This is a genomic window from Oceanicola sp. 22II-s10i (assembly GCF_002210105.1).
GTDB lineage: Bacteria > Pseudomonadota > Alphaproteobacteria > Rhodobacterales > Rhodobacteraceae > Pseudooceanicola.
The window spans coordinates 265527-291682 of sequence record NZ_AQQU01000002.1 but is presented as its reverse complement, the minus strand read 5'-3'; the positions used below and the strand labels follow the sequence as shown (position 1 = coordinate 291682).

Sequence of the window (26156 nt, the reverse complement as noted above, 5' to 3'; positions counted from 1 at the left end):
CGTGAGCCGGACCTTAATCTAGGTCCGGGATGCGGGTTTTTCCATCACTGAAACCCAATACGACAGAAATGGATGACCGGATCACCTAAATCCGGTCGAGCGCCTGCATCAGATCCGCGATCAGATCCTCGGGGTCTTCCAGCCCCACCGACAGCCGGACCAGTCCCGGCCCGATGTTCAGCGTCACCTTCTGTTCGTCGGGCAGCCGCTGGTGCGTGGTGGTGGCGGGATGGGTCACGATGCTTTTCGAATCCGCGAAGTTGTTGGAGATCTTCAGAACCTCCAGCGCGTTCAGGAAGGTAAAGCACGCCTCCTTGCCGCCCTTCACGTCGAAGGCGATGACCGTGCCGCCCGACGGCGACTGCGCCATCGCCACCTTGTGCTGCGGATGCGAGGGCAGCTGCGGATAGCGCACGCCCTCGATCTTGGGATGCCCCTCCAGCGCCTCGGCGATCTGCATGGCCGACGCCGCCTGCGCCCGGACGCGGAGGTCGAGCGTGTCGAGCGATTTCAGATGCACCCACGCGGTGAAGGGGTTCATCGCGCCGCCGGTGTGCTTGAGGTAGCTTTCGATCGGGCCGCGCACCAGCTCGCGCGAGCCGCAGATGATACCGCCCAGCATCCGCCCCTGCCCGTCCACGTGCTTGGTGGTCGAGAACACGCAGAGATCGGCCCCGCAGGCTTTCGAGTAGGAGAAGATCGGCGTCGACATCGCATCGTCGGCCACAACCAGCGCCCCGTGCTCGTGGGCCAGGTCGCAGACGAATTTCAGGTCCACCACCTCGAGCGTCGGGTTCGACATGGTTTCGAGGAACACCAGCCGCGTGTCGGGCCGGATCGCGGCCTCCCACGCGGCGCGGTCGGTGCCGTCGACCAGCGTGATCTCCACCCCGAAGCGGGCCAGCACCTCTTCCAGCACGTAGAGGCAGGAGCCGAAGAGCGCGCGCGCCGACACAACGTGGTCGCCCGCCTTGAGCAGCGCCATCAGCGCACCGTTCACCGCCGCCATGCCCGAGGCGCAGGCGAACCCGTCCTCGTAACCGGTGATGGCCGACATCCGGTCCTCGAACATGCGCACGGTCGGGTTGCCGTAGCGGGCATAGATGAACTCGTCGTCGCCCGACTTGATGAACCGCTGCTCGGCCGCCTCGGCGCTGTCGTAGACGAAGCCCTGCGTCAGGAAGATCGCCTCGCTCATCTCGCCATACTGCGAGCGGCGCGATCCGCCGTGCACCAGTGTCGTGCGCTTTTTCCAGTCCTTGCTCATCTCAGCCTCCTGGCCCTCGGGCCAACAAAAAACCCCCAGACGCAGGTCACGCGAATGGGGGTCCCGTTCGATGACCTCTTTAGCGGCATGTTTAACGTGGCCCGCAATCCGGTAACAAATCGCCACGGCAGCGGGGGTAAGACGGCCCGTCCGCCACGTCAAGACCATTTTGCCGCAGCCCCGCCGCCGTCATGGTTCTGTCACCACAGCGTTATCCAGATTTTGCAGGCGCAGCATATCCCGCCACCAGATGCAGCATCTCGCCACGGGGGCCGGGGATGGGACTTGTCAGGATCGACGCGGGGCCGCAGGGGCTGACGTGGCACGACACCGGCCAGCCCGCCCTGCCCGGCCTCGCCCGCACCGCCCGCGGCACCGGGCCGGTGGTCATCATGATCCACGGCTTCACCTTCGCGCCGGGCGATCCCAGGCACTGCCCGCACCGGCACATCCTGTCGGATCACGACCGGCATCCCTGCTGGAAGGCGGCAAGCTGGCCGCGCGCGCTTGGACTGACCGGCGACGGCGCGCTTGGCATCGCGTTCGGCTGGCAGGCGCGCGGGACGATCTGGCAGGCCTATACCGAGGCGGGCCGTGCCGGGCTGGCGCTGGCGCGACTGATCGCGGAGCTGCGGCGCGTGGCCCCTGAGCGGCCGGTCCGGCTGATCGCGCATTCGCTGGGGGCGCGGGTGGCGCTGTCGGCGCTGCCCCACCTCGCCCGCGGCGCGGTGGACCGGACGCTGTTGCTGACACCGGCCGAACGGCTGGACCTCGCGAGCGCCGCGTTGGCCTCCGAGGCGGGGCGCAGTGCGGGTGTCGTCACCGTAGCGTCGAGCGAGAACCGCCTTTACGAACAGCTTCTGCGTGCCGCCCTGCCCGCCACACCCGTGGTCACGGCCGAGGGCATACCCGGTGGCCGCACCCTGCGGATCGACGATGACGTCACGCTCGGCGCGCTCGCCCGTCTCGGCCATCCGGTCGCCCCGCGCAGCCGCCGCAGCTGTCACTGGTCCAGCTATCTGCGCCCCGGCCTCTTCGACCTTTACCGCGCCCTGCTGAGCGCCGAGACCCCGCTGCCGCTGGCCGCACTCGGGCCGGTCGGAACCCCGGAGACGGACCCGCAGCCGCTGCATATCTGGCCCGCGCCGGGACGGGCTATACCATCGGCCGCCCATGCCTCATGATGCGGGCAGCAACAGGAGGCCCGCATGCCCGATCCCATTGATCTCTACTACTGGCCGACCCCGAACGGCTGGAAGATTTCCATCGCGCTGGAAGAGATGGAGCTGCCCTACAACGTCCACCTCGTGAACATCGGCAAGGGCGAACAGTTCACGCCCGAGTTTCTGGCGATCTCGCCCAACAACCGCATGCCCGCGATAGTTGATCCGGAGGGGCCGGACGGCGCGCCCGTGTCCATCTTCGAAAGCGGCGCGATCCTGCAATATCTTGCCCGCAAGACCGGAAAGTTCTGCGGCCCGACCCAGCGGGACCGGATCGCCGTGGACCAGTGGCTGATGTGGCAGATGGGGGGCCTCGGCCCGATGGCGGGACAGGCGCATCACTTCCTCGCCTACGCGCCCACCATGGATCCGCCGAACGACCTGCCCTACGCCAAGGACCGCTACCGCAACGAGGTCAGCCGCCTGTACCGCGTGCTGGACACCCAGTTGAAGGACAACGAATTCGTCGCGGGTGATTTCTATTCCATCGCCGACATGGCGATCTTTCCCTGGGCCAGCCTGTGGGAAAAGCAGGAACAGGACCTGTCGGAAAAGCCCAACCTGCAACGCTGGCTGGACACCGTCGCCGCGCGTCCGGCGGTGGACAAGGGGCGCAACCTGCATATCGACCTGCGCAACTCCGGCCCGCGCAGCAAGGAGTCGCAGAAGATGCTCTTCGGCCAGAAGGGCTGAGCCCTTCGCCGCACCCTGGCCAGCCACCTGACCCGCACGTCAACCGCAAGTTGCAGATTAACTAAATACTCACCTTACTGCATTGATCTTTTGCGCAAATTTCCCGATGTGCTAGTATTCGTGTCAAAGAATACGAGCGGTAAAAAGGTCCGGGCCATGCACCCGGATTGCGGGGCAGATGGCAACGACAAACCTTTACGGTTTCTCGATTTCGTCGTTCATCATCGACGGCGGCGGATCAAGTGTGTCCGTCGGCAGCTTTGTCACGCTCGATCCTGACTGGGACTATGCCTTCGACGCCCTGCATTTCAGCGTTACGGATACCGAAGGTGTCTGGCACGGCAACGGCGTGGACCCGTCACAGGCCACGGTTGTTACGGACTACACCGGCAGCACCGTCGCGAGCGGCGAAAGCTACCTGGGCGAGGTCATCACGCTCAACGACGGGAACGGAACCGTCGTCCATGTCTACACGGTTTATATCGGCGGTGCCCTCGTCGGTGCGGTGACCGACAGCCTTATCGAACCGGGGGTGATGTGGCAGGTCACCGGACTGACGGCGGTCACCACCAGCAACGACCCGAGATATTCGGATCTATACAGCCAGACCTATGATCCCGACGTCGCCAACAACCTCTCTGGCGGCAACTACAACGACTCGATCCACGCGGGGGCGGGCAACGACACTGTCTGGGCGACGAACGGCGATGACTCGGTCTCGGGCGGCAGTGGCGATGACCTGATCGGCGGAGACGCGGGCAACGACACGCTGGATGGTGGCGAAGGGGCCGACACGATCTGGGCCGGCGGCGGCAACGACAGCGTCACCGGCGGCGACGGCAACGACCTGATCGGCGGCGACGCGGGCAACGACACGATCTACGGCGGGGCCGGCAACGACACGATCTGGGAATCGACCGGCGACGACTACATCGACGGTGGCGACGGCGACGACCGGATCGACGGCTCCAGCGGGGCCGATACGATCTATGGCGGGCTAGGCAACGATTCCATCACGGGTGGCGACGGCAACGACCTCATCTACTACGGCGAGGGCGCCGACAGTGTGGATGGCGGCGCAGGCAACGACACCATCGACGATGTCGCCGGGATCAACAGCTACAACTACAACAACTACCTGTCAGGCGGCGACGGCAACGACGAGATCTATGCCGGGGACGGTCAGGACACCGTTCTGGGCGGCAACGACAACGACTCGATCTATGCCGAGGGCGGCAACGACAGCATCGACGGCGGCAGTGGCAACGACTCGCTTTCCGGGGGCGACGGCAACGACACGATCCAGGGCGGCGATGGCGTCGACACGATCAGTGGCGGTACGGGCAACGACAGCCTGTCCGGCGGAACCGGGAACGACGTCTTCCGGGTGTCGGCGGGCGACGGTCAGGACACGATCACCGATTTCGACATGGGCGACGCCGACCTCGACGGCTTCACCAACGATCAGCTCGACATCACGGGCCTGCTGGCCGACGACAACCAGCAGGCCAAGATCTGGGACGCCGTGGTCAGCAACGACGGCTCCGGCAATGCCGTCCTGACCTTTCCGCGCGGCGAGAGCGTCACGCTCTACGGTGTCAGCCCGGCACAGGCCGACAGCATGGCCGAGCTCCAGTCGATGGGTGTGCCGTGCTACCTGTCCGGGACACGGATCATGACGCCTTCGGGCGAGGTCCCCATCGAAACATTGCGTCCCGGCGATATAGTGAGCACCTTCGACCGCGGCCCGCAGCCGGTCCTGTGGGCGGGGGTGCGGCACCTCGGGCCGGAGGAGCTGATGGCACGGCCCGACCTGCTGCCGATCCGGTTCCGCGACGGTGTGCTTGGCAACCGTGGCGATCTGCTGGTGTCGCCTCAGCACGGGATGTATCTGCCCGGCCAGGACGGCGCCACGCTTGCACGCGCGGTGCATCTGGAACGCAGCGGCGACGGGCGCGTGCGCCGGGCGCGCGGACGGCGGCATGTCAGCTACCATCACCTGCTGCTGCCGCAGCACTGCCTGATCGTGGCGAACGGGGCGATCGGGGAAAGCCTCTATCCCGGCCGCCACGCGCTCAAAGGGCTGGACCGCGCGGCCAAGGCGGAGCTCTTCGACCTGTTTCCGGGACTGCAGCGGATCATGGCCACCGGTCCCGCGGAGCGCGTCTACGGCGCGACCGCACTACCCTTCGTCAGCGGCGGCGTGCTGGCCCGGTCCGGTGCACCGGTGCTGCCGTCACGGACGGCGGACCGGATGCCTGTCCGGCTGGCGAGCTGATCCGCGCGGACGCTACTTCTCGTCCGCCTCGCCGTGGTCCTTGAACAGCTTGCCCTGCGTCATGAAGAACCCGAACATCGCCGCCGTCAGGCCGAAGGTCTTGAACCAGACCCAAGTCTCGGTGCTCTGTGTCCGCCACACGACCTCGTTCGCGACGGCCAGCGCGAAGAAGAAGGCACACAGCCTGCGGGTCAGCTTCATCCAGCCGTCGTGATCCAGCGGGATCGCTTCCTCCATCACCTGCTGCAGCCAGCTTTCGCCCCTGAGCAGCCCGATGCCGAGCGCGGTGCCGAACATCAGATAGATCAGCGTCGGCTTCATCTTGAAGAAGCGGTCGTCGTTCAGCCAGACGGACAGCCCGCCGAAGACGGTGATCAGCACCGCCGTCACGATCTGCATCCGCGACAGCTTGCCGGTGATCCGCCACAGCAGCCATGTCGACAGCAGGATCAGCGGGATGAACCCGGCGGTGACGAGGATGAAGCCCTCGTACTCGCGCCCGCCGATGGTGAAGGTCCGGTCCTTGATCAGCAGGTAAGCGACGAAGAAGGCCGCGATCGGGCCCAGTTCGAGGGCGGGTTTCACCCAGCCTGCCGGTTTCTTCTCGTCCATCTGTCCGTTCATCCTCCGAATTCCACGACCACGGCACCGGCGGCGATCAGCGTCATCAGCGCGATCCGACGCGGCCCCACGGTTTCCTTCAACACCAGCCAGCCGATCAGCGCGGCGAAGACCGGCGAGGTTTCCCTTAGCACCGCGGCCTCACCCACCTTGTCCAGTCGGGTGGCCAGCATGACAAGCCCGAATGAGCCATATGCGACGATCGCCCCCATGAACCCCACGCGGGCCAGATCCCGGATCGGCGGCCGCGCGGCGGGTGCCATCCGCCGCCAGCGCGCCGCCGCGATAAAGGGAAAGTCGAGCCCCGCGATGACATAGAACCACGCGAGGAAGGTAAAGGGGTTCGGCACCGCCCGGATCGCGTAGGCGTCGTAGGTCGTGTAGACCGCCACCAGCGCCCCCGTCCCCGCCGCCAGCCACAGCGCGGGCACCAGCGTGTCGCGCGCCACCTTGATGTGGATGAGGTTGTAGATGGCGAGGCCGAAGATCCCCGCCAGCAGCACGCCGACGCCCAGCCACTGGATGCCGGTGAAGGTCTCGCCGAAGATCACGTAGGCGCCCATGACGGTAAAGACCGGGCCCGTGCCGCGCACCACCGGGTAGACGACCGTGTAGGCCGCCCGCGAATAGCTCAGCGCGACGCCCATCTTGTAGACGAAGTGGATGGGCAGCGTCCCCAGCAAAAGCCACCACTGGTTGCCTTCGGGCAGCGGGAACAGGAACAGCGCCATCGGCAGGGTCATCGTGACCAGCCAGACGTCGATCGCGCCGCGCGACAGCCAGGGGTCGATCTTGCCCTTCTGCAGCGCGCCGAAGACTGCGTGCAGGAAGGCCGCCGTCAGCGCGAGGAACGGCGCCAGCGCCGCCCCGGCCTCGGTCCCGTCGAGCGAGGCGAGCCATTCACCCATGGTGCAACATCCCCTGCCCCGTGAAACCAGCGCCGCCCTTCCGCGTTTCAGATGTCAGGGAGCAGACAATGACCGGTTTCTTCGAAGAATTCCTCGCCAGTCCGGTGCCGGGCCTGAACTGGCTGCACGTCACCTTGCGGCTGGCCATCGCGATCCTGCTGGGCGGCCTGCTCGGCTGGGAACGCGAGGCGGTGCGCAAGGAGGCGGGGCTGCGGACGCACATGATGATCTCGCTCGCCGCCTGCCTCTTCGCGCTGATCACGCTGGGACTGATGGCCTCGCCGCTGGCCGATGACGACAGTATCCGCAAGGACCCGATCCGCGTGATCGAGGCGGTGACGGCGGGCGTCGCCTTCCTTGCCGCCGGGACGATCTTTACCCGTGGCGGCGACGTGAAGGGGCTGACGACCGGCGCGGGCATGTGGCTGGCGGGCGCGATCGGCGTGGCGACCGGCCTCGGCAACATCGGCCTCGCCTGCCTCGCGACGCTGCTGGCGCTGACCGTGCTGAGGTTGTTCAAGCTTCTGGAACGTCGCGCCGAGCGGCACGAGGACTGACAGCCCGATCCTGCGGCGCAGTTCACCCGGTCACGCCTCCGCCCCGGTGAGCGCCCGCGCGAAATCGTCCGGGTCGAAGGGCGCGAGGTCGTCGATCTGCTCGCCCACGCCGATCGCGTGGATCGGCAGGCCGAACTTGTCGGCCAGCGCCACGAGGACGCCGCCCTTGGCGGTCCCGTCGAGCTTGGTCATCACGAGGCCCGAGACATCGGCCAGCTTCTGAAAGATCTCGACCTGGCTCAGCGCGTTCTGGCCGGTGGTGGCGTCCAGCACCAGCAGCGTGTTGTGCGGCGCCTCGGGGTCCTTCTTGCGGATCACGCGGACGATCTTGGAGAGTTCCTCCATCAGGTCCTGCCGGTTCTGCAGGCGCCCCGCGGTGTCGATCATCAGCAGGTCCGCGCCCTCCTGCTCGGCCCGCGTCATTGCGTCGAACGCGAGGCTGGCGGGGTCGGTGCCCTGCGCGGCCTTCATCACCGGCACCCCGGCGCGGTCGCCCCAGACCTGAAGCTGTTCGACGGCCGCGGCGCGGAAGGTATCGCCCGCGGCGATGATCACCTTCTTGCCCGCCGCGTTGAACTGGCTCGCCAGCTTGCCGATGGTCGTGGTCTTGCCCGACCCGTTCACACCGACGACCAGCACCACCTGCGGTTTCTTTGCATAAAGCGGCAGCGGATGCGCCACCGGCTCCATGATCCGCGAAATCTCCTTGGACAGCAGCGCCTTGATCTCGTCGGTCGAGACCCGCCGCCCCATCCGCCCCTCGGCGAGGTTCGAGGTCACGCGCAGCGCGGTGTCGACGCCCATGTCCGAGGCGATCAGCAGTTCCTCAAGGCTCTCCAGCATGTCGTCATCGAGCACCCGGCGCACAACCGGCTTTGCGGGTTCGGCGGGCTTTGCCGGCGCGGCAGGCGCGGCGTCACGGCCGAAGAAACGTCCGAAGAAACCGCCGCCCTTCGCCTCGCCCTTCGTATCCGGCATGCTTTGCTGCGGCAGCTCGTCGGGGGTGCCGACCGGGATCTCGGCGGGCGCCGAAGGGCTAGGCACCTCCTGCGGGGCTGGCGTCGGGATGAAATCGGGGGGCGAGGCCGGAACCTCCTCGGGCCCCGGCGACGGCAGTTCGGGCTGCGGCGTCTCTGGCTGTTCCTGCGGCAGGTCCGGTTCGGGGACCGGCAGCGGCTCGGGCTCGGGCCGGGGCTCGTCCGGCTCGGGGACCGGCTCCGGTTCCTTCTCGGGCTCCGGCTGCGGCGGCTCGGGAACCGGGTCGGGCTCAGGCGCGGGCGTCGGGGTTTCAGGGGTCTCCGGATCCGCCGCGCCGCCGTCCTCGACGATCGCGTCCAGACCTTCCTCCAGCCGCGACGAAGACTTGAACAGCCGGTCCTTGAGTTTCGAGAAGAACGCCATCCCGGCCGCTCCCATGTCCTTTGATCCAGAAGACACCTAATGCGAAAGGGGGGCGGATGAAAGGGCATGAAGGCCCGGTGAATTGAGGCCCGCCCGCGCCGCAATCGCCGCAGTAACTTCCCCGTTGCGCCCGAAATTGATCCAATTCGGGCGGTAATCCTGTCCGCAACAGGCTAAGACAAGACGATCGAGTACGAGGTACACTATGGCCGCATTTTCCGTGGCAACCCTGCTGCCCCTGCCGCTGCTGCTGCTGGCCGCCACCCATGGCGGCCTCTACGGCGTCGCGGCGCTGGTCTATCTGACCGTCTTCACCGCGATGATGGACAAGCTGCTGCCCAAGAACTGGCGCAACCGGAACCCCTCGGCCGAGTTTCCGGCCAGCGAGGGTCTGGCCCTCGTCCTCGGCGTCGCGCATATCTGGATGGTGATCGCCGCGATCTTCCTGATCGGCGGCGGCGCCGTGACCGGGATCGACGCGGTCATCGCAGCCCTCGCCTTCGGTTACTGGTTCGGCCATGTCAGCCACCCGAACGCGCACGAGCTGATCCACCGCTCGGACAAGCAGGCGCGCCAGCTCGGCCGGCTGGTCTATATCTCGATGCTCTTCGGCCACCATGCCTCGGCGCATCCCAAGGTGCACCACTTCCACGTGGCCACCGACCTCGACCCCAACTCGGCCCGCGCGGGCGAAGGCTTCTACCGCTTCGCGCTGCGGGCATGGACGGGCTCGTTCTGGGCCGGCCTCCGCGCCGAACACCGCGACCTGCGGCGCGCCGGACGCTCGCCCTTCTCGACCCCCTATTTCGGCTATATCGCGGGCGCCGGGCTGATCCTGCTGATCGCCTATGCCATTGCCGGATGGCGCGGCGTGGCCGTCCACCTCGGCATCTCGGCCTTCTTCCAGATGCAGATCCTGCTCTCGGACTACGTCCAGCACTACGGCCTGCGCCGCGGCATCGCCGGGAATGGCCGCTACGAACCCGTCGGCCCCCAGCATTCGTGGAACAGCCCCCATGCCGTCACCGGCGCGCTGATGCTGAACGCCCCGCGTCATTCCGACCACCACATGCATCCGATGCGCCCCTTCCCGGCGCTGCAGCTCGACGATGCGGTGATGCCGATCCTGCCCTATTCGCTGCCGGTCATGGCGACCATCGCGATGGTGCCCACGTGGTGGCGCCGGATCATGGACCCCCGCGTGATGAGCTGGGATCATTCCGGCGCGGCCTTCGACTATGGCTACGGCGAGGAAGAACCGGCCTGAGCGCCGCCCCCGAAACCGTGAACGCGGATGTCATTGGAAACACTGACGCGAATCCGGCATGGTGCGCGCATGATGATCCGCACGCTACTGCTCACCGCCCTCCTGCCCCTCTCTGCCATCGCCGCCGAAAGCCCGATGACGGCCGAGGAATTCGACAGCTATTCGCAGGGCAAGACCTTCTACTACGGGGCCGAGGGCCGCGCCTACGGGGTCGAGGAATACCTCTCGGACCGCCGCGTCCGCTGGTCCTTCCTCGACGGGCGCTGCAAGGAAGGCCACTGGTACGAGGCGAACGGTCTGATCTGCTTCGTCTACGAGGACGGCCCCGACGATCCGCAATGCTGGACCTTCTTCCAGCGCCCCGCCGGCATCGTCGCCCGGTTCGAGAACGACCCGTTGGCGACCGAGCTCTACGAGGTCGAGAAATCGACCGAGCCGATGCAGTGCATGGGCCCCGACGTCGGCGTGTGATCCCTAGAACAGCGAGCCCTGATCGGGCCCTTCGTCCTTGCGCCGCCCCTTCGCGGGCGCCGCGCCGCCGATCCTGATCCGCCCGTCCGCGAACTGGACCTCCAGCGCCCCCGCCGCTTCGGCCTCGGCCTTTCGCGTCAGCACCGCGCCCGAGCCACCGTCGCGCACGACGGCATAGCCCCGCTCCAGCGTCGCCTCGTAGCCCATCGTCTTCCGCAGACGGTCCACCGCCTCCAGCCGGTCGCCCAGCCGGGCCACCCGCGTCTCGCCCGCGCTCTTCAGCCGGGCGACCAGTGCCGCCAGATCCCGCCGCTTGCGCGTGATGTCCTGCCGGATCGGCTCCACCCTCAGCCGCGCCGCCCGCGCTTCCAGCGCCTCGCGCCGCCGCTGCGTGCCGCGCGTCAGCGCCGGCTCCAGCCGTTGCGCGCGATCCGCCAGACGCTCCTTCGCCGCATCGACCCGGCCGCGCAGCACGCCCGGCCTGAGCGAGCCTGACGCCTCGGACAGCGCCACCCGCCGCCGCTGCACCCCGTGGGTCAGCGCCGAAGGCAGCCGTTCCGCCCAGTAGTCCAGCCTCTGCCGCGGGGCATCCAGCAGCGCCTCGACCCGAGGCAGCGCCCGCGACAGGTCCCTTAGCCGCTGGCCGCGCAGCACGATCCCCTGTGTCTCGGCATGGACCAGCCGCGCTGACATCCCGTCGAGCCAGGCCATCAGCTCCACCCGCACCGGCACCGCCCGCTCGGCGGCCCCCGTCGGCGTCGGCGCGCGGTAGTCCGAGACGTAGTCGATCAGCGTCGTGTCCGTCTCGTGCCCCACGGCCGAGATCAGCGGGATGTCGGAGGCCGCCGCCGCCCGCGCCACGATCTCCTCGTTGAAGCCCCAGAGATCCTCGATCGACCCGCCGCCGCGCGCCACGATGATCAGGTCGGGCCGCGGCATCGCGCCCCCCGGCGTCATCCGGTTGAACCCCTCGATCGCGCGGGCCACCTCGGGCGCGCAGTTCTGGCCCTGCACGGCGACCGGCCAGACCAGCACCTTGCGCGGGAACCGGTCCCTGAGCCGGTGCAGGATGTCCCGGATCACCGCCCCCTGCGGGCTGGTCACGACACCGATGATCTCGGGCAGGAACGGCAGCGGCCGCTTGCGCTCGACGGCAAAGAGCCCCTCCGCCTCAAGCTTCTTCTTGCGCGCCTCCAGCATCGCCATCAGCGCGCCCGCACCCGCGGGCTCCACGCTCTCGACGTTCAGCTGGTACTTGGACTGCGGCCCGAAGGTCGTCATCCGCCCGGTGGCGACGACCTCCATCCCCTCCTCGGGCTTGTGCCGGAACTTCGACACCTGCCCCTTCCACGACACGCAGGCGATGACGGACCGGTCGTCCTTCAGGTCGAAATACATGTGCCCGGTGCGCGCCACGACGACACGCCCCACCTCGCCCCGCACCCGGACGAAGGAAAACTCCCCCTCGATCACCCGCTTCACGGCGCCGGTGATCTCGGAGACCGAATATTCCGGCGTATTCCCCGGCCCGTCCTCGAACAGCTCGTCCATCGCCCGCCTCATCTCTTTCCCGATACCTACCCCCGGCGCGGCCCCGACGACAAGAGCGGGGTCCCCTGCTTCTTCTGGTTCCAAATACCTCGGGGGTCCGGGGGCAGAGTCCCCGGCGGATCGCCCTCGCACGGCGGCCTCGCCTTGATTTCGCGCAGGACGCACCGGCCGCCCCGGCGCACGCTTGCCCTCGCGCCCCCCGCCGCCTAGAACCCGGCGCAACAGCATCCGGGCGGGACCTGACCTCATGAACATCCTCATCCTCGGCGGCGGCGGCCGCGAACATGCCCTCGCATGGGCCGTCATGCAGAACCCGAAATGCGACAAGCTGATCGTCGCGCCGGGCAATGCGGGCATCGCCGCCATCGCCGAATGCGCCGCGCTGGATATCATGAACGGCACCCTCGTCGCGAACTTCTGCGAGGAGAACGCCATCGACTTCGTCATCGTCGGCCCCGAGGCCCCGCTGGCCGAAGGCGTCGCCGACGACCTGCGCGCGGCGGGTTTCCGGGTCTTCGGCCCCTCGCAGGCCGCCGCCCGGCTGGAGGCGTCCAAGGCCTTCACCAAGGAGATATGCGACGCCGCGGGTGCCCCCACGGCCGCCTATGCCCGGTTCACCGAAGCCGCCCCCGCCCGCGCCTATGTCGAGGCGCAGGGCGCGCCGATCGTGATCAAGGCCGACGGCCTCGCCGCAGGCAAGGGCGTGATCGTGGCAATGGACCTGGAAACGGCGCTGGCCGCCATCGACGACATGTTCTCGGGCGAATTCGGCGCGGCCGGGGCCGAGGTGGTGATCGAGGAGTTCATGACCGGCGAAGAGGCGTCGTTCTTCGTCCTCTGCGACGGCGAGACCGCCCTGCCGATCGGCACCGCGCAGGACCACAAGCGCGCCCATGACGGCGACGAGGGCCCCAACACCGGCGGCATGGGCGCCTATTCCCCGGCGCCGGTCCTGTCGGACGAGGTGCAGCAGAAGACGATGGACCGCATCGTCCGCCCGACGCTGGCCGAGATGGTGAAACGCGGCACGCCCTATCAGGGCGTCCTGTTCGTGGGCCTGATGATCGAGGACGGCGAACCGCGCCTCGTGGAATACAACTGCCGCTTCGGCGACCCGGAATGCCAGGTCCTGATGATGCGCCTCGGCGCGCAGATCCTCGACCTGCTCGACGCCGCCACCGACGGGCGGCTGGCCGAGACGCAGGTGAACTGGGCCGCCGACCATGCGCTGACGGTGGTGATGGCGGCGAAGGGCTATCCCGGCAGCTACGACAAGGGCACGCAGATCCGCGGCCTGTCGGCCCTGCCCGAGACCTCGTTCGAGATGTGCTTCCACGCCGGGACCACCGCCGGCACCGGCGACCAGAAAGGCCGCACGCTGGCCACCGGCGGCCGCGTCCTGAACGCCACGGCCCGCGGCGCGACCCTGCAGGAGGCCCGCGACCGCGCCTATGCCATGGTCGACGCCATCGACTGGCCCGAAGGCTTCTGCCGCCGCGACATCGGCTGGCGCGTGCTCGGCTGAGGCCCCGCGCCGATCCCCTGACACATCCGGCCGGACACACTCCGGGGGGGCCGGGCCTTCGGCCCGGCGCGGGCAGAGCCCCCGCACCTGCGGTGTCGTTACATGCAGCCGGTCAGTGTGCGATCATCACGTGACGGACCACCGTGTAATCCTCGAGCGCGTACATCGACATGTCCTTGCCGTAGCCGGACTGCTTCAGCCCGCCGTGCGGCATTTCGTTCACCAGCATGAAGTGCGTGTTCACCCATGTGCAGCCATATTGCAGCCGCGCCGATGCGTCGAGCGCGCGGCCGATGTCGCGGGTCCAGACGGACGACGCCAGCCCGTATTGCGACTGGTTCGCCCAGTCCAGCACCGTGTCCGGGTCGTCGAACCGTGTGACCGAGACGACGGGGCCGAAGACCTCGCGCTGGACGATCTCGTCCTCCTGCCGGGCGCCCGCGACCACCGTCGGGCGATAATAAAAGCCCGACCCGCCATGTGCGCTGCCGCCCGTCGTGATTTCCACATGCTTCAGGTCCGAAGCGCGCTGCACGAAGCTGGCCACCCGATCGCGCTGGCGGGCCGAGATCAGCGGCGGGATCTCGTTCAGGCTGTCGTCGGGATTGTCGTAGACGATCGACGCGACCGCCCCCGACAGATCCGCGACGAAGTTGTCGTAGATCTTCGATCCCGCGTAGATCCGGCATGCCGCGGTACAGTCCTGACCGGCGTTGTAATAGCCGAAGGCCTTCAGTCCCTCGACCACCGCGCTCAGGTCGGCATCGTCATAGACAATGACCGGGGCCTTGCCGCCCAGTTCCAGATGCGTCCGCTTGACCGATTTCGATGCGGCCTGCAGGACCTTCTTGCCGGTGGCCACGTCCCCGGTGATCGAGACCATGTCGACATCCGGATGGTTGATCAGCGCGTTGCCCACGCTGGCGCCCTGCCCGACGATGATGTTCACCACGCCCTCGGGCAGGATGCCCGACAGGACATCGGCCATCAGCAGCGCGGTCAGCGGTGTCTGTTCGGACGGCTTCAGCACGACCGTGTTGCCCCCCGCCAGCGCGGGGGCCAGTTTCCACGCCATCATCATCAGCGGATAGTTCCAGGGCGCGATTGACGCGACCACGCCGATCGGGTCGCGCCGGATCATCGAGGTGTGCCCCGCAAGGTATTCCCCCGAGACCGGGCCGTGCACGTTGCGCACGGCACCGGCGAAATAACGGTAGCAGTCGGCGATGGCGGGGATCTCGTCATTGGTGACGGCCCCGATGGGCTTGCCGCAGTTCAGCGCCTCCAGCGCCGCGAACTCGGCGGCGCGCGACTCGACCGCGTCCGCGATGGCCAGCAGCAGGGCCGAGCGTTCGCCCGGCGTGGTGCGCGACCATGTCCGGAACGCCTTGCGGGCGGCCGCGACGGCGCGGTCGACCTGGCCCGCATCCGCCTCGGGCATCGCGACGATCAGTTCGCCGGTGCGCGGGTTCAGCACCTGCTCCTCGGTTTCGGTGCCGGCCTCTCTGGCGCCGCCGATCAGCATCTTCGTCTGCATGGTTATCCTCCGAACCTTTGTCGTCATTTGCCCTGCCCGGCCACCGTGTCGGTGCCGCGGGTCAGGTAGTAGGCACCCAGGATGGGCAGAAGGGTGACCAGGACCACGACCATGGCCACCACGTTTGTCACGGGCCGCTGACGCGGCCGCACGAGTTCCTCGAGCATCCAGATCGGCAGCGTCTGCTGCTGCCCGCTGGTGAAGGTCGTCACGATCACCTCGTCGAACGACAGCGCGAAGGCGAGCATGCCTCCGACCACCAGTGCCGTCGCGATGTTGGGCAGGATGACGAAGCGCAGCGTCTGGAAATACGTCGCGCCCAGATCCATCGAGGCCTCGATCAGGCTGCCGCTGGTGCGACGGAACCGGGCAACCGCGTTGTTGTAGACGATCACCACGCAGAAGGTCGCGTGGCCGAGCACGATGGTCCATGTGCTGAACGGGACATCCGCCAGCGAAAACGCCGATCGCAGCGCGATTCCGGTGACCACCCCCGGCAGGGCAATCGGCAGGATGACCAGCAGCGACACGGTTTCCCGGCCAAAGAATTTCGACCGGCTGACCGCGGCGGCGCAGAGCGTGCCCAGAACCATCGCCACCAGCGTGGCGACGGAGGCGACCTTGAGGCTCAGCATCAGCGCCTGCCAGACGTCCGGCCGGTTCCATGTCACCGCGAACCACTTCAGCGTCAGCCCCGGCGGCGGCCACTGATAGGACTTCTCCTCGGTCGTGAAGGCGTAGACGAAGATCAGCAGGATCGGCAGGTGCAGGAACGCCAGCCCCGCCGCTGCGGCGATCTTCAACCCGAGCGGTGCGCGGTCAGAGTGCATTGAATGCCCCCATCCGTTTCGCGCCCCACAGGTAGAGCCCCATGATCAGGATCGGCACGACCGCGAAGGCCGCCGCCAGCGGAATGTTTCCGGCAACGCCCTGATGCTGGTAGACCGCCTGCCCGATGAACAGCCGCGAGGTGCCGATGATCTGGGGAATGATGTAGTCGCCGAGCGTCAGCGAGAAGGTAAAGATCGACCCCGCCACGACCCCCGGCAAGGCCAGCGGAAACAGGACATGGCGGAAGGTCTGCCCCGGTTGTGCGCCCAGATCGCCCGAGGCTTCGAGCATCGAGACGGGCACACGCTCCAGCGCCGCCTGCATCGGCAGGATCATGAACGGCATCCAGACGTAGACAAAGACGATGAACGTCCCCGTCGGGCTGACCGACAGGGAGTTCCCGCCCACCACCGGCAGCGACAGGTAGGCGTCCAGCACCCATTGCAGGTGAATCCCGTCCAGCGCCCAGTTCAGGATGCCTTCCTTGGCGAGGATCAGTTTCCACGCATAGACTTTGACCAGATAGCTCGACCACAGCGGCATCATGATCCCGAGGTAGAAGGCCGCCCGCCAGCGGCCCCGCGCGTAGCGGGCGGCGTAGTAGGCGATCGGAAAGCCGATGATGGCCGAAGCCAGCGTCACGCAGGCCGCCATGGTGACGGTGCGGACGATGATGTCGAAATTCGCCGGAGTGAACAGCTCGGCATAGGTGCGCAGGGTGAACTCGCGCACCACCATGCCGGTAAAATGGTCGATGGAGAAAAAGCTCTGCAGCAGCAGGGCGAAGAGCGAGCCGAGGTAGATCACCCCCAGCCACAGCAGCGGCGGCCCGAGCAGGATCGCCAGCAGCAGCCGCGGGCTGCGCCACAGCGCATCCGACAGGCGGGCCAGCGGCCCGCCGGCGGCGCTATGCGCGGCGGTGCTCATGCGCTCCCCCGCATCAGGTGCAGATCGGACGGCGCCCATTCAAGGCTGACGGTGTCGCCCTCTGCCGGGCGCGGGGCGTCCTGCGGCAGCAGTGCCGTCAGGCGCGTGTCGCCCGCCTTGAGGGTGACGCGGGTGGTCAGGCCCAGAAAGCTCAGCCCCGTGACCTGCGCGCTCAGCGCGCCGCCGGACCCGGAGCCGAGACGCAGGCGTTCGGGACGGATCGCGGCGGGCTGGCGCCGGCCTGTCAGAGTCTCCACCAGGGCGGCGGGCAATACGTTGGACGATCCCACGAAATCGGCCACGAAGGGCACATCGGGGCGGAAATAGACATCCTCGGGCGTGCCGACCTGCTGGATCCGGCCCTCGTTGAAGACCGCGATGCGGTCAGCCATCGACAGCGCCTCGCCCTGATCGTGGGTGACGAAGACGAAGGTGATTCCAAGCTGGCGCTGGAGGCTCTTGAGTTCCTCCTGCATCTGTTCGCGCAACTTGAGGTCCAGCGCGCCAAGCGGTTCGTCCAGCAGCAGCACGCGGGGGCGGTTCACGAGCGCACGGGCCAGCGCGACACGCTGCCTCTGGCCGCCCGACAGTTCGGAGGGTTTGCGCTGGCCGTAGCCCCCGAGCCGCACCATCTCCAGCGCCGCCGCGACCTCGCGGTCGCGTTCGGCCCTCGGCCGGCCCGCGATCATCAGCCCGTAACCCACGTTGTCGCGCACGTTGAGATGCGGAAACAGCGCATAGTCCTGAAAGACCGTGTTCACCTGACGGCGGTAGGGCGGCAGGTCGCGCACGCTGTCCCCGAACAGCCGGATGTCGCCCGCGGTCGGCCTCTCGAATCCGGCGATCAGCCGCAGGCAGGTGGTCTTGCCCGACCCCGAGGGGCCCAGCATGGCAAAGAACTCGCCCTCGCCAATGTCGAGGTCGACGCCATCCACCGCCCGCACCGAGCCGAAATGGCGCGAGACCTTGTCGAAGCTTACCGCTGGCATGGAATGTCCCGTGTCCGGTCCCGCGCCACCACTGGCGGCGCGGGTGGTTGCATCAGATCAGCGACCGCCGATCACGCCGATGTAGTCAGAGACCCAGCGATAGTAGGGCACGCACTGGTCCTGGCTTTCGCACTGGGCGACGGGGGTCTTCCAGAACTTGATCTCTTCGAACTGCGCCAGACCGTTGGCATCGCAGCCCTCCTGGGTCTGCATGCCGCGCCCGTCCGAGCAGGCCGCCGGAACGGACGGCACCGCACCGAACCAGACCGACAGGTCGGACTGCAGGTTCGAACTGAGCTGATGTTCGAACCACTTGTAGGCGCAGTTGGGATGTTCGCTGTCGGCATGCAGCATGGTCGTGTCGGCCCAGCCGGTCGCGCCTTCCTGCGGGATGACCGAGGCGACGGGCACATTGTCGGCCTTGAGCAGGTTGACCTGGAACGGCCAGGACCCCGAGGCGACCACACCCTCGTTCTTGAAATCGTCGATCTGGATGAAGGCATCGTGCCAGTAACGGCTGACCAGCGTCCGCTGCTGGCGCAGCAGGTCGAGCGCGGCGGCGTACTGGTCGGCGTTCAGCTCGTAGGGGTCCTTGATGCCAAGCTCGGGCTTGTGGAACATCAGGTAATTGGCCGCATCCGCAATGTGGATCGGGCCGTCATAGGCCTGCACCCGGCCCGCGTTGGTCTGCCCGTCCGACAGGGTCGTCTCCTCGAACACCACGGACCACGAGGTCGGCGCCTCGGCAAAGGCTGTGGTGTTGTACATCAGCACGTTCGGACCCCACATGTAGGGCACGCCGTAATGCACGCCGTCCACGGTGTGCCACGGTGCGTCCTTCAGCCGGTCGTCCACGGTGCCCCAGGACGGGACGAGATCGACGTTGATCGGCTGCACGCGCTTGCCCGCGATCATCCGCAGCGACGCATCGCCCGAGGCCGTCACGAGGTCGAAACCGCCCTCGTTCATCAGCGCCACCATCTCGTCCGAGGTGTTGGCGGTCTGGATCGAGACCATGCAGCCCGTGGCTTCCTCGAACTTGGTCACCCAGTCGAAGGCGGCATCGGTCTCGCCGCGCTCGATGTAACCGGCCCATGCGACGATCGACAGGGCGCCCTCGCCCTCTCCGATTGCCGTCATCTGCGCCACCGCGCCCGTCGCGACCGAAGCGGCGGTGATCGCGGTCACCACGGCGGTGATGAAATTGCGTGTCATTGCGGTCTCCCTCTGGCGGGCGCACGGATCCGCTGACCGCGCGGCGGCGCGGTCCGGGACAGGCGGCAACCCGGTTCTGTGTTGGTGTTGATCCCCGGCACGTCTCGGCCGTGACTGGGCGGACGGCACTGATCCGTCCGCTGCACCGGAACTATGGAAAGCGTCCGAAGCGTTCGCAAATCCATAATTCAGAAAAACCCGTTCGGAAAAACCGATAGCCCGGACCTAGTTTCGCAGGTGACGGTCGCTTTGCCCCATGCGCGCAAGGGAAATGAAGTCATGCGCCGCCGGGGATAGCGGAAGCCCGCGCCGCCAGACCATTCCGACTTGCACAATCGGCAGGCTTCCCGACACGTCGCGGCTCTCGATCCGGTCGCCGTCCAGCGACCACGGGCGGTAGACGAGGTCCGGCAAAAGGGCGACTCCGGCCCCGGTGGCGACAAGGCTGCGCACCGCTTCGACCGACCGGGTGCGAAAGGCGATATGCGGCCGCCGCCCGAAGGCCGAGAGCAGCTTGACCGCCTCTTCCTCCATCTCGTCGACGTTGAGCATGATCAGGGGCTCCTGCGCGACCTCGTCCAGCCCGATGCTGTCGCGCGACGTCAGCTTGTGTTCCAGCGGCAGCCACAGACGGAACGGAGAGATGTCGAGGATCTCGCTCTGCAGCGCCATGCGGTCGCGCAGGTTCGACGTGACCATCACCGCCACGTCCAGTTCCCCGCCGATCAGCAGATGTTCCAGATAGTCGCCCGGCTCTTCCAGCGCGGACACCTCGACCGCCGGGTTCATCCGTCGATAACGCGACAGCAGGTCCGACATCACATAGCCCGACATCAGCGAGGTCACCCCGATGTTCAGCCGCCCCTGCGTGGTGCCCGGCGGCTGTTCGAAAGCCCGGCGCGCGCCCGAGACATCCGACAGGATCTTAGTGGCGTGCCGCAAGAACTGGTGCCCGCTGTAGGTGATCGCGAGCCCGCGGGCATGCCGTTCGAACAGCGTCACACCCAGATCGGCCTCCAGCGCCTTGAGCGCCTCGGTCACCGAGGACTGGGATATCGACAGCGTGCGCGCGGCACCGACGACCGATCCCTTTTCGGCCACCGCGACGAAGTAGTGCAACTGCTTGAGGGTAAAGGACATGCGCGTCGCTCCCGGTGCTCTGCCGATAGGACATCGCATTGCGCCGTCAGACAAGTGCGCCCTGCCGGCCTGCCGGCCCGTCGCGGAACCGATGCCCGCGCATTCGGCGGCCGCACGGCCTGTTCCGTCGGGTGGCGGTCTGCACCCCCGGCAAGGCTTTCAGGCCGGGCATGCGAGCACGGGCTTGCGGTTCCCGGCTGGCTGTGTTCCAGGTGCCCGCCGAAAAGCAGATCACGCCATCGGCAAGGTAGAAATCGCGCCCCGAGGCATAGATCCCGGCCCCGCCCCTCTCGAGGTCGTGGCTCGCGATCCCGACGATCTCGCCACCCTCCGGCAGGCCGCCGTTCTCCGGCAGTGCGCCACCGGATATCGACCATAACATTCTGCCGGTCACGCCCTGCACCTGCTCCGGTCGGTCTTCTGTCCTGCCTTCGACCAGAGGTGAAAGGAACGGCTGCGGTCATGGCGCAAGGGTTATCGCGATCGACCGGACACAGGATAACAATGTGCCGCGGCTGCGCTGCCCGCCTGCCGCTAACGGCAGTCCAGGGCGCGGTCCATGGCGCGCGCGGAATAGGCGCCGAGGTCCCGCGCCACGATCCGTCCGTCCCGGAGACGCGTTGCCAGCAGGCGCGACCATGCGCCGTCCGCCGTCAGCACCTCGGCCCCCTGCCCGCAGTCGCGGACGCCGCCGTGGATCACGCGATCGCCGATCCGGTGGTTGGTGAACCCCTCTGCCGCCGCGACCTCGCGCAGCCGCCCGCCCTCCAGCCGCCAGATCCGCAGGACCTTGGCCAGATGGGGCCGGTCGACATAGGCGATCTCGATCCGCCCGTCGCCGTCCAGATCGCCGAAGCCCGCCGGCGCCAGCCAGCGGTTCGCCTGCCCGATCGGCGGGGTCATCGCGACCAGCCGCCCGCGCCGGTCGTAGACTGCCAGCGCCGCGCCGCGCGTCACGCTGCTGACCACAGTGACCACCTCGGGCAGGCCGTCGCCGGTCAGGTCCACCAGCCGGGGCGCGATGTCCTCGAAGACCTGCCCGTCGGGCAGCACCACCCCAGCCGGGCAGGTGATCCGCGCTTCGCCCGGAACGCGGACATGGATGGTCAGCGACTTGCCATGCGCCAGCCCGCCGAAGACATCATGCCCGTATTCACGGCTGAACGCCTCGAAGCCCGCATGCATGACAAGCCGGGTGCCACGCGGCACCCAGTTCTCGTGCCGCCCGCCGCCGGGCGCGCTGTTGGTGAATTCGGCTTCCGTGCTGCGGCCGGACTGGCCATGGCCGCCCGTCACCGCCTCGCAGGCGATGGCCGCCCCCGCACCGAGGGTCAGGAGCGCGGCCGCGATCAGGCGGGCCGCGCCGCGCATCAGATCTGGCGCTCGGGCATCTGGACGACCAGACCGTCCAGCTCGTCCGTGACCTTGAGCTGGCAGGTCAGACGCGACCGTTCCGGGTTCGGCTCGAACGCGAAATCCAGCATGTCCTCTTCCATGTCGCCCTTGGGCGGCAGCTTGTCGAGCCATGCGGGATCGACATAGACGTGGCAGGTCGAACAGGCGCAGGCGCCGCCGCAATCGGCTTCGATGCCGGGGATCCCGTTGTCGCGGGCGCCTTCCATCACCGTCATGCCGTTCTTGACGTCGACGACGTGCTCGGTGCCGTTGTGCTCGATATAGGTGATCTTCGCCATAGCTTCCCCGTAGGTCTCCCTGCCTGTCTCCACGTCTGATCTAGCCGTGCCCCCGCGCCCATGCCACCCCCATTTTCGCCGCAGCGGGGAACGGGCTTGCGACCGGCGCGGAATGTTCTACAATTGTTCTCATGACGCAGCGTCCGCCCCACTGGCCCCGGCCCCCCTCGGCGATCCCCGCCGAGTTGCTCGACCTGCCGCCGGGCAATGCCCGCGTGACGGTCGCGGGGATCGTGATCCTGCGCCAGCGGCCCGGCACGGCCAAGGGGGTGATCTTCGTCACGCTCGAGGACGAGACCGGGATCGTCAACGTCATCGTCTGGCGCAAGATGTACGAACGCTTCCGCCGCGCGGTGATCTCGGGGCGGATGCTGCGGGTCACGGGCCGGGTCCAGCGCGACAACGGCGTGACCCATATGATCGCCGAGGATATCGAGGATATCTCGGCCATGCTCGACGCCCTGCCCGGCCTCGGGGTCGACAAGCTGTGCCTGCGCGCCGACGGTCCGGCGAGGGTTCCGCGCTACGGAAAAAGCGGGTAGAGTGCCGCAAAAGCGGACAACCGCCACGAGCAGACCAAGAGCCTTCCATGCGCCTTTCCCGTTCGACACCGGCCTTCCGGGCCGTCCTGCCGACGCTGACCCTCCTTACCCTCGCCGCCTGCGGCGGCACGGGCACGGCCTCGGACCCGATCGCGCTCGGCGCGCCGGAAATCACCCGGATCCGGGCCGAGGCCCCGCCGGGTGCGACGCCCGGCACCTGCTGGGACCGTGACGCGACGCCTGCGGTGATCGAGACGGTGACGGAACAGATCCTCGTCGAGGCGCCGCAGATCAACGACGACGGCACGGTCGTGAAACCGGCCAGCTACCGGACCGAGACCCGCCAGCAGATCGTCAAGGAACGGCACGAGATCTGGTTCCGCACCCCCTGCGAACCCGAGATGACGCCGATCTTCATCGCCTCGCTGCAACGCGCGCTTGAGGCGCGGGGCCTTTATTCCGGCCCGATCACCGGCGAGATGGACGCCCCCACCCGCCGCGCCGTCCGCGCCTACCAGCGGCCCGAGGGGCTGGACAGCGGCGTGCTGTCGCTGGCCGCCGCGCGCAGGCTGGGCCTTGCGGTGGTCGAGGTGCCGGGTGCGGACGAGGACATGGTGCCCGTCCCGGCAACCGGCTGATCTGGGTCCGATTCCGGCGCACGCCAAGTCCGGCCGTCGCGGTCGGGCGGCCCGCCGCCCAAACACGCCACACGTGCAAGAGCCGTTCCGCCGACCCGCGAGGCGGGCATTTTTCGCGCCATAACCCGCCCACGCCGGACCCCGGTTTTCGCAGACCGGCGCCCAAAACCGGCTGTCCGCATCCTCTCCGGTGCACGCCGTTCCAAGGCATGGCCATATCGGGTCAGCGCCACGCAACGGCGCGCAACAACCGGAGACAATCCATGAAATACGCACTCTTCGCCGCCACCGTCCTCGCCGCGTCCGGCGCCCACGCCATGACCATGGCCGAGGTGGACACCGATGGCGACGGCAGCCTGAGCCTGACCGAGATCCAGGCGGTGCAACCCGAATTCACGGCGGACAGCTTTGCCGTGGCGGACACCGATGCGGACGGCATGCTCAGCGAAGAAGAGGTCGCGGCGGCTCAGGAGGCAGGGGTCTTGCCGGCAGAGGAAAGCTGATCCCCCAGTCAGAACCTCAACAAGACATCCCCTCGTGACGGCGGGCGGCGCGCAATGCGCCGCCCGTTTCCGTGCGTGCCGTCGCTCGGCTCAGCGCCCCAGCCGGGCCGCCAGCCCCGGCCAGTCCGCCAGCAGCCCGTCCCGCGTGACCAGCCCCTGCGACCGCCCGGTCCGTCCCTCGGCCTGCGTCAGCCGGACGAAGATCAGCGCCTCGCGGCCTGTTCCAGCCCAGCCGACATACCAGCCCCAGCCGTGCGCCCTGTCGAAACTGCCGTCCGCGCGGCGGGGATAGGCCGAGCCGGTCTTGCCGTGGATCACCCACTCCCCGGCCTCGCGCCGCTCGGTGATCTCGCGCGTCTTCGCCATCGCCTCGGGCCGCACCGGCAGGGTGTCCATGATCAGCCCGCGCAGGAAGGCCGCCTGCTCCACCGGCGCGATCCTGAGCGAAGACGACAGCCATGCCCGCTCCAGCCCGTTGCCCTTGCCCGGATCGCCCGAGACATCCGCGTTGCCGTAGCCGAACCGGCGCACGTAATCGGCAAAGGCCGCCTGCCCCAGCTCCCGCGTGATCCGCTGCGAATACCAGACGACCGAATGCTGCAACCACGCGCGCGGGCCGGTGTCCCGCCGCCACGCCGCGCCACCCCAGTCCGGATCGCCCGGCTGCCACGACAGGACCGGCGCGTCCGGCCCCTTCAGGATACCCGCGTCGAATCCCATCACCGCCAGCGCCAGCTTGAAGGTCGAGGCCGGCGTCACCCGCGTCCGGCAGTCGCCCTCCTCCAGCAGGATGCGGCCCGTCGCGGCCTCCGTCACCAGCGTGCAGAGCGTCCCGCTCGCCGCCGCACCGGCCAGCGCCAGCCAGACTGCACCTGCGGCCAGAACCCTGTGCAGCACGCTCACTCGCCCCGCGCCCGTGGCAGGCGCCAGCCATAGCGCACGCTGGCCAGCCGCAGCCCGACCGCCAGCAGCACCGATCCCCCGACCGCCCATGTGTAGGGCACGCCGGACCGGAAGCTGACCGCATAGACAGCCGCCCCGCACAGGGCTGCCAGCGCATAGACCTCCTCGTGCAGGACGCGGGGCACCTCGGCGGCCATGATGTCGCGCAGCATGCCGCCGCCGACCGCCGTCATCACGCCCAGCAGGACCGCGCCCGGCGTGTCGAGGCCGTAGAACATCGCCTTGTGACAGCCCGCGACGGCGAACACGCCCAGACCGACGGCGTCCAGCACCATCACCGGGCGCTTCATCTTTTCGATGAGCGGGCCGAAGAAGAAGGCGCAGACCCCGGCCGAGGCGGCGATGGTCATGGGCCACAGGTTCCTGAGCGCCTCGGGCGGCGTGTCCCCGAGCAGCAGGTCCCGGATCATCCCGCCCGCGACCCCGGTGGCCGCCGCCAGCACGAGGATCCCGAACAGGTCCAGCCGCCTGCGGATCGCCACCAGCGCCCCGCTGAGGCCGAAGACGAAGGTCCCCAGCACGTTGAGCGTGACCAGCAGCGTGGCGACGGACATTCCTGGCCTCCATTGTTCCGCCGGGGACCATAGGCGAGGACCGCGCGGGGACCAAGCGCCCTTGACCTGCCGTGCTGGCGCGATACCCTTGGCGCTGTCTGAAACAGGTCAGGTGCGGGACGGTTGGCCCGGCCCCCGCTGCGGCGGGTCCTTCCACTGCAACGGCAGCGGCCCGAGACACTTCCGGCGCAGGCATCCCGCTCGCGCCAGCAGTGAGGGCATTCAGATGCAACACCAGATTTCCGTCATCACGCTCGGCGTCGCCGACCTTGCCGTATCGGCCCGGTTCTACGGTCAGGGCTTCGGCTGGACCCCGGTCTTCGAGAATCCCGAGATCGCGTTCTACCAGATGAACGGCCTCGTCCTCGGCACGTTTCTGAAACCCGCGCTGGAAGAGGATATGGCGCGCCGGGCCACGGGCCACGCGGCCTGCGCCCTGGCCCACAACGTGGGCGACAGGACGGAGGTGGAGCCGCTCATCGCCCGTCTCGCCCGCCACGGCGGCACGGTGCTGCGCCCGGCGGATGCGCCCCCGCACGGCGGCTATCGCGGCTATGTCGCGGACCCGGACGGCCACGCATGGGAAATCGCGTGGAACCCGGCGTGGGAGATCGACGCTGACGGCCACGTGCGGTTCGGGGTCTGACCGTGAGCCGCCGACGGGCGGCGGATGAGGCCCGGTCGGAGATGCTCCGGAGGCGAGCGAAGGCAGAGACCGTCATTACCAGCCCCGCCGCGCGCGGGTGTGGAGGCGGATCATCACCGGGGCGATGAACTCCAGCGCACAGGACAGGTCGATCACCGCGGACAGAGCGACCGGCCCGGACGGACGCCACGCCGTTACGCCTCGCGGGCTGGCAG

27 protein-coding genes and 1 riboswitch are annotated in these 26156 nt (G+C 68.2%); of the genes, 11 read left to right on the top strand and 16 right to left on the bottom strand.

Annotated elements, in window-relative coordinates:
* Positions 1-85: 85 nt before the first annotated feature.
* Positions 86-1267: an O-succinylhomoserine sulfhydrylase gene (gene metZ / locus ATO6_RS09395; protein WP_088623730.1), complete on the bottom strand. Its 1182-nt coding sequence runs from the start codon at positions 1265-1267 to the stop codon at positions 86-88.
* A 58-nt stretch (positions 1268-1325) separates the two neighbouring features.
* Positions 1326-1403: riboswitch (SAM riboswitch) on the bottom strand.
* A 142-nt stretch (positions 1404-1545) separates the two neighbouring features.
* Between metZ and ATO6_RS09390 the strand changes: the two genes are divergently transcribed.
* The 3 genes from ATO6_RS09390 (at position 1546) to ATO6_RS09380 (ending at position 5461) form a co-directional block, all read left to right on the top strand.
* Entirely contained in the window at positions 1546-2451 is a 906-nt protein-coding gene (locus ATO6_RS09390) for an alpha/beta hydrolase (protein WP_088623729.1), read from the top strand.
* 24 nt (positions 2452-2475) lie between these two features.
* Positions 2476-3183, top strand: coding sequence for a glutathione binding-like protein (locus ATO6_RS09385; RefSeq protein ID WP_088623728.1), 708 nt, complete (start codon positions 2476-2478; stop codon positions 3181-3183).
* Positions 3184-3361: 178 nt separating this feature from the next.
* Complete coding sequence (locus ATO6_RS09380; protein WP_088623727.1) at positions 3362-5461, top strand: Hint domain-containing protein; 2100 nt, start codon at positions 3362-3364, stop codon at positions 5459-5461.
* 12 nt (positions 5462-5473) lie between these two features.
* Here the strand turns inward: ATO6_RS09380 and ATO6_RS09375 are convergent, their stop codons facing one another.
* Together ATO6_RS09375 and ATO6_RS09370 are read right to left on the bottom strand one after the other, a co-directional pair.
* Positions 5474-6073 (bottom strand): inner membrane-spanning protein YciB, encoded by a 600-nt coding sequence (locus tag ATO6_RS09375; protein WP_088623726.1) that lies wholly within the window; start codon positions 6071-6073, stop codon positions 5474-5476.
* Between the two features lie 8 nt (positions 6074-6081).
* On the bottom strand, positions 6082-6990 hold the full coding sequence (locus tag ATO6_RS09370; protein WP_088623725.1) for an EamA family transporter: 909 nt from the start codon (positions 6988-6990) through the stop codon (positions 6082-6084).
* 68 nt (positions 6991-7058) lie between these two features.
* Between ATO6_RS09370 and ATO6_RS09365 the strand changes: the two genes are divergently transcribed.
* Positions 7059-7547 carry an MgtC/SapB family protein gene (locus ATO6_RS09365; RefSeq protein WP_088623724.1) on the top strand — a complete coding sequence of 163 codons (489 nt, stop codon included), beginning with the start codon at positions 7059-7061 and terminating at the stop codon, positions 7545-7547.
* A 30-nt stretch (positions 7548-7577) separates the two neighbouring features.
* Here the strand turns inward: ATO6_RS09365 and ftsY are convergent, their stop codons facing one another.
* A complete protein-coding gene (gene ftsY / locus ATO6_RS09360) occupies positions 7578-8948 on the bottom strand; it encodes a signal recognition particle-docking protein FtsY (RefSeq protein WP_088623723.1) in 1371 nt (456 codons plus the stop codon).
* 205 nt (positions 8949-9153) lie between these two features.
* Here ftsY and ATO6_RS09355 point away from each other — a divergent pair, with 205 nt between their 5' ends.
* Together ATO6_RS09355 and ATO6_RS09350 are read left to right on the top strand one after the other, a co-directional pair.
* Complete coding sequence (locus ATO6_RS09355; protein WP_088623722.1) at positions 9154-10215, top strand: alkane 1-monooxygenase; 1062 nt, start codon at positions 9154-9156, stop codon at positions 10213-10215.
* Positions 10216-10287: 72 nt separating this feature from the next.
* Positions 10288-10686, top strand: a complete 399-nt coding sequence (locus tag ATO6_RS09350) for a hypothetical protein (RefSeq protein ID WP_088623881.1) — start codon at positions 10288-10290, stop codon at positions 10684-10686.
* A 3-nt stretch (positions 10687-10689) separates the two neighbouring features.
* Here ATO6_RS09350 and xseA read toward each other — a convergent pair whose 3' ends face one another.
* On the bottom strand, positions 10690-12237 hold the full coding sequence (xseA, locus tag ATO6_RS09345; protein ID WP_088623721.1) for an exodeoxyribonuclease VII large subunit: 1548 nt from the start codon (positions 12235-12237) through the stop codon (positions 10690-10692).
* A 247-nt stretch (positions 12238-12484) separates the two neighbouring features.
* Here xseA and purD point away from each other — a divergent pair, with 247 nt between their 5' ends.
* Entirely contained in the window at positions 12485-13762 is a 1278-nt protein-coding gene (gene purD / locus ATO6_RS09340; RefSeq protein WP_088623720.1) for a phosphoribosylamine--glycine ligase, read from the top strand.
* Positions 13763-13874: 112 nt separating this feature from the next.
* On the opposite strand, the gene ATO6_RS09335 is transcribed toward purD, so the two are convergent.
* The 9 genes from ATO6_RS09335 to ATO6_RS09295 all read right to left on the bottom strand — a co-directional run bounded on the left by ATO6_RS09335 (position 13875) and on the right by ATO6_RS09295 (position 22095).
* Positions 13875-15299, bottom strand: coding sequence for a gamma-aminobutyraldehyde dehydrogenase (locus ATO6_RS09335; RefSeq protein WP_088623719.1), 1425 nt, complete (start codon positions 15297-15299; stop codon positions 13875-13877).
* Between the two features lie 23 nt (positions 15300-15322).
* Positions 15323-16129: an ABC transporter permease gene (locus ATO6_RS09330; protein ID WP_088623718.1), complete on the bottom strand. Its 807-nt coding sequence runs from the start codon at positions 16127-16129 to the stop codon at positions 15323-15325.
* On the bottom strand, positions 16119-17057 hold the full coding sequence (locus tag ATO6_RS09325) for an ABC transporter permease (RefSeq protein ID WP_088623717.1): 939 nt from the start codon (positions 17055-17057) through the stop codon (positions 16119-16121). Before ATO6_RS09325 ends, ATO6_RS09330 begins: the two co-directional genes overlap by 11 nt.
* Positions 17054-18046 carry an ABC transporter ATP-binding protein gene (locus ATO6_RS09320; protein WP_088623716.1) on the bottom strand — a complete coding sequence of 331 codons (993 nt, stop codon included), beginning with the start codon at positions 18044-18046 and terminating at the stop codon, positions 17054-17056. The genes ATO6_RS09325 and ATO6_RS09320 overlap by 4 nt, the downstream gene beginning before the upstream one ends.
* Positions 18047-18103: 57 nt before the next feature.
* Positions 18104-19261, bottom strand: a complete 1158-nt coding sequence (locus ATO6_RS09315) for an ABC transporter substrate-binding protein (protein ID WP_088623715.1) — start codon at positions 19259-19261, stop codon at positions 18104-18106.
* 225 nt (positions 19262-19486) lie between these two features.
* Entirely contained in the window at positions 19487-20401 is a 915-nt protein-coding gene (locus ATO6_RS09310) for a LysR family transcriptional regulator (RefSeq protein WP_088623714.1), read from the bottom strand.
* 46 nt (positions 20402-20447) lie between these two features.
* Entirely contained in the window at positions 20448-20795 is a 348-nt protein-coding gene (locus ATO6_RS09305; protein WP_141101957.1) for a hypothetical protein, read from the bottom strand.
* 140 nt (positions 20796-20935) lie between these two features.
* Positions 20936-21772 (bottom strand): VCBS repeat-containing protein, encoded by an 837-nt coding sequence (locus tag ATO6_RS09300; RefSeq protein WP_088623712.1) that lies wholly within the window; start codon positions 21770-21772, stop codon positions 20936-20938.
* A complete protein-coding gene (locus ATO6_RS09295; RefSeq protein ID WP_088623711.1) occupies positions 21772-22095 on the bottom strand; it encodes a 2Fe-2S iron-sulfur cluster-binding protein in 324 nt (107 codons plus the stop codon). The genes ATO6_RS09300 and ATO6_RS09295 overlap by 1 nt, the downstream gene beginning before the upstream one ends.
* Before the next feature lie 131 nt (positions 22096-22226).
* Here ATO6_RS09295 and ATO6_RS09290 point away from each other — a divergent pair, with 131 nt between their 5' ends.
* The 3 genes from ATO6_RS09290 (at position 22227) to ATO6_RS09280 (ending at position 23778) form a co-directional block, all read left to right on the top strand.
* Positions 22227-22637 carry an OB-fold nucleic acid binding domain-containing protein gene (locus ATO6_RS09290; RefSeq protein ID WP_088623710.1) on the top strand — a complete coding sequence of 137 codons (411 nt, stop codon included), beginning with the start codon at positions 22227-22229 and terminating at the stop codon, positions 22635-22637.
* A 47-nt stretch (positions 22638-22684) separates the two neighbouring features.
* Positions 22685-23275: a peptidoglycan-binding domain-containing protein gene (locus tag ATO6_RS09285; protein WP_088623709.1), complete on the top strand. Its 591-nt coding sequence runs from the start codon at positions 22685-22687 to the stop codon at positions 23273-23275.
* A 263-nt stretch (positions 23276-23538) separates the two neighbouring features.
* Positions 23539-23778, top strand: coding sequence for a calcium-binding protein (locus ATO6_RS09280; RefSeq protein WP_088623708.1), 240 nt, complete (start codon positions 23539-23541; stop codon positions 23776-23778).
* 90 nt (positions 23779-23868) lie between these two features.
* On the opposite strand, the gene blaOXA is transcribed toward ATO6_RS09280, so the two are convergent.
* Both blaOXA and ATO6_RS09270 read right to left on the bottom strand, forming a co-directional pair.
* Entirely contained in the window at positions 23869-24681 is an 813-nt protein-coding gene (blaOXA, locus tag ATO6_RS09275) for a class D beta-lactamase (RefSeq protein WP_217898991.1), read from the bottom strand.
* A complete protein-coding gene (locus ATO6_RS09270; protein WP_088623706.1) occupies positions 24678-25295 on the bottom strand; it encodes a trimeric intracellular cation channel family protein in 618 nt (205 codons plus the stop codon). Before ATO6_RS09270 ends, blaOXA begins: the two co-directional genes overlap by 4 nt.
* 226 nt (positions 25296-25521) lie before the next feature.
* Here ATO6_RS09270 and ATO6_RS09265 point away from each other — a divergent pair, with 226 nt between their 5' ends.
* Positions 25522-25941, top strand: coding sequence for a VOC family protein (locus ATO6_RS09265; RefSeq protein ID WP_088623705.1), 420 nt, complete (start codon positions 25522-25524; stop codon positions 25939-25941).
* The last annotated feature ends 215 nt before the right edge of the window (positions 25942-26156 follow it).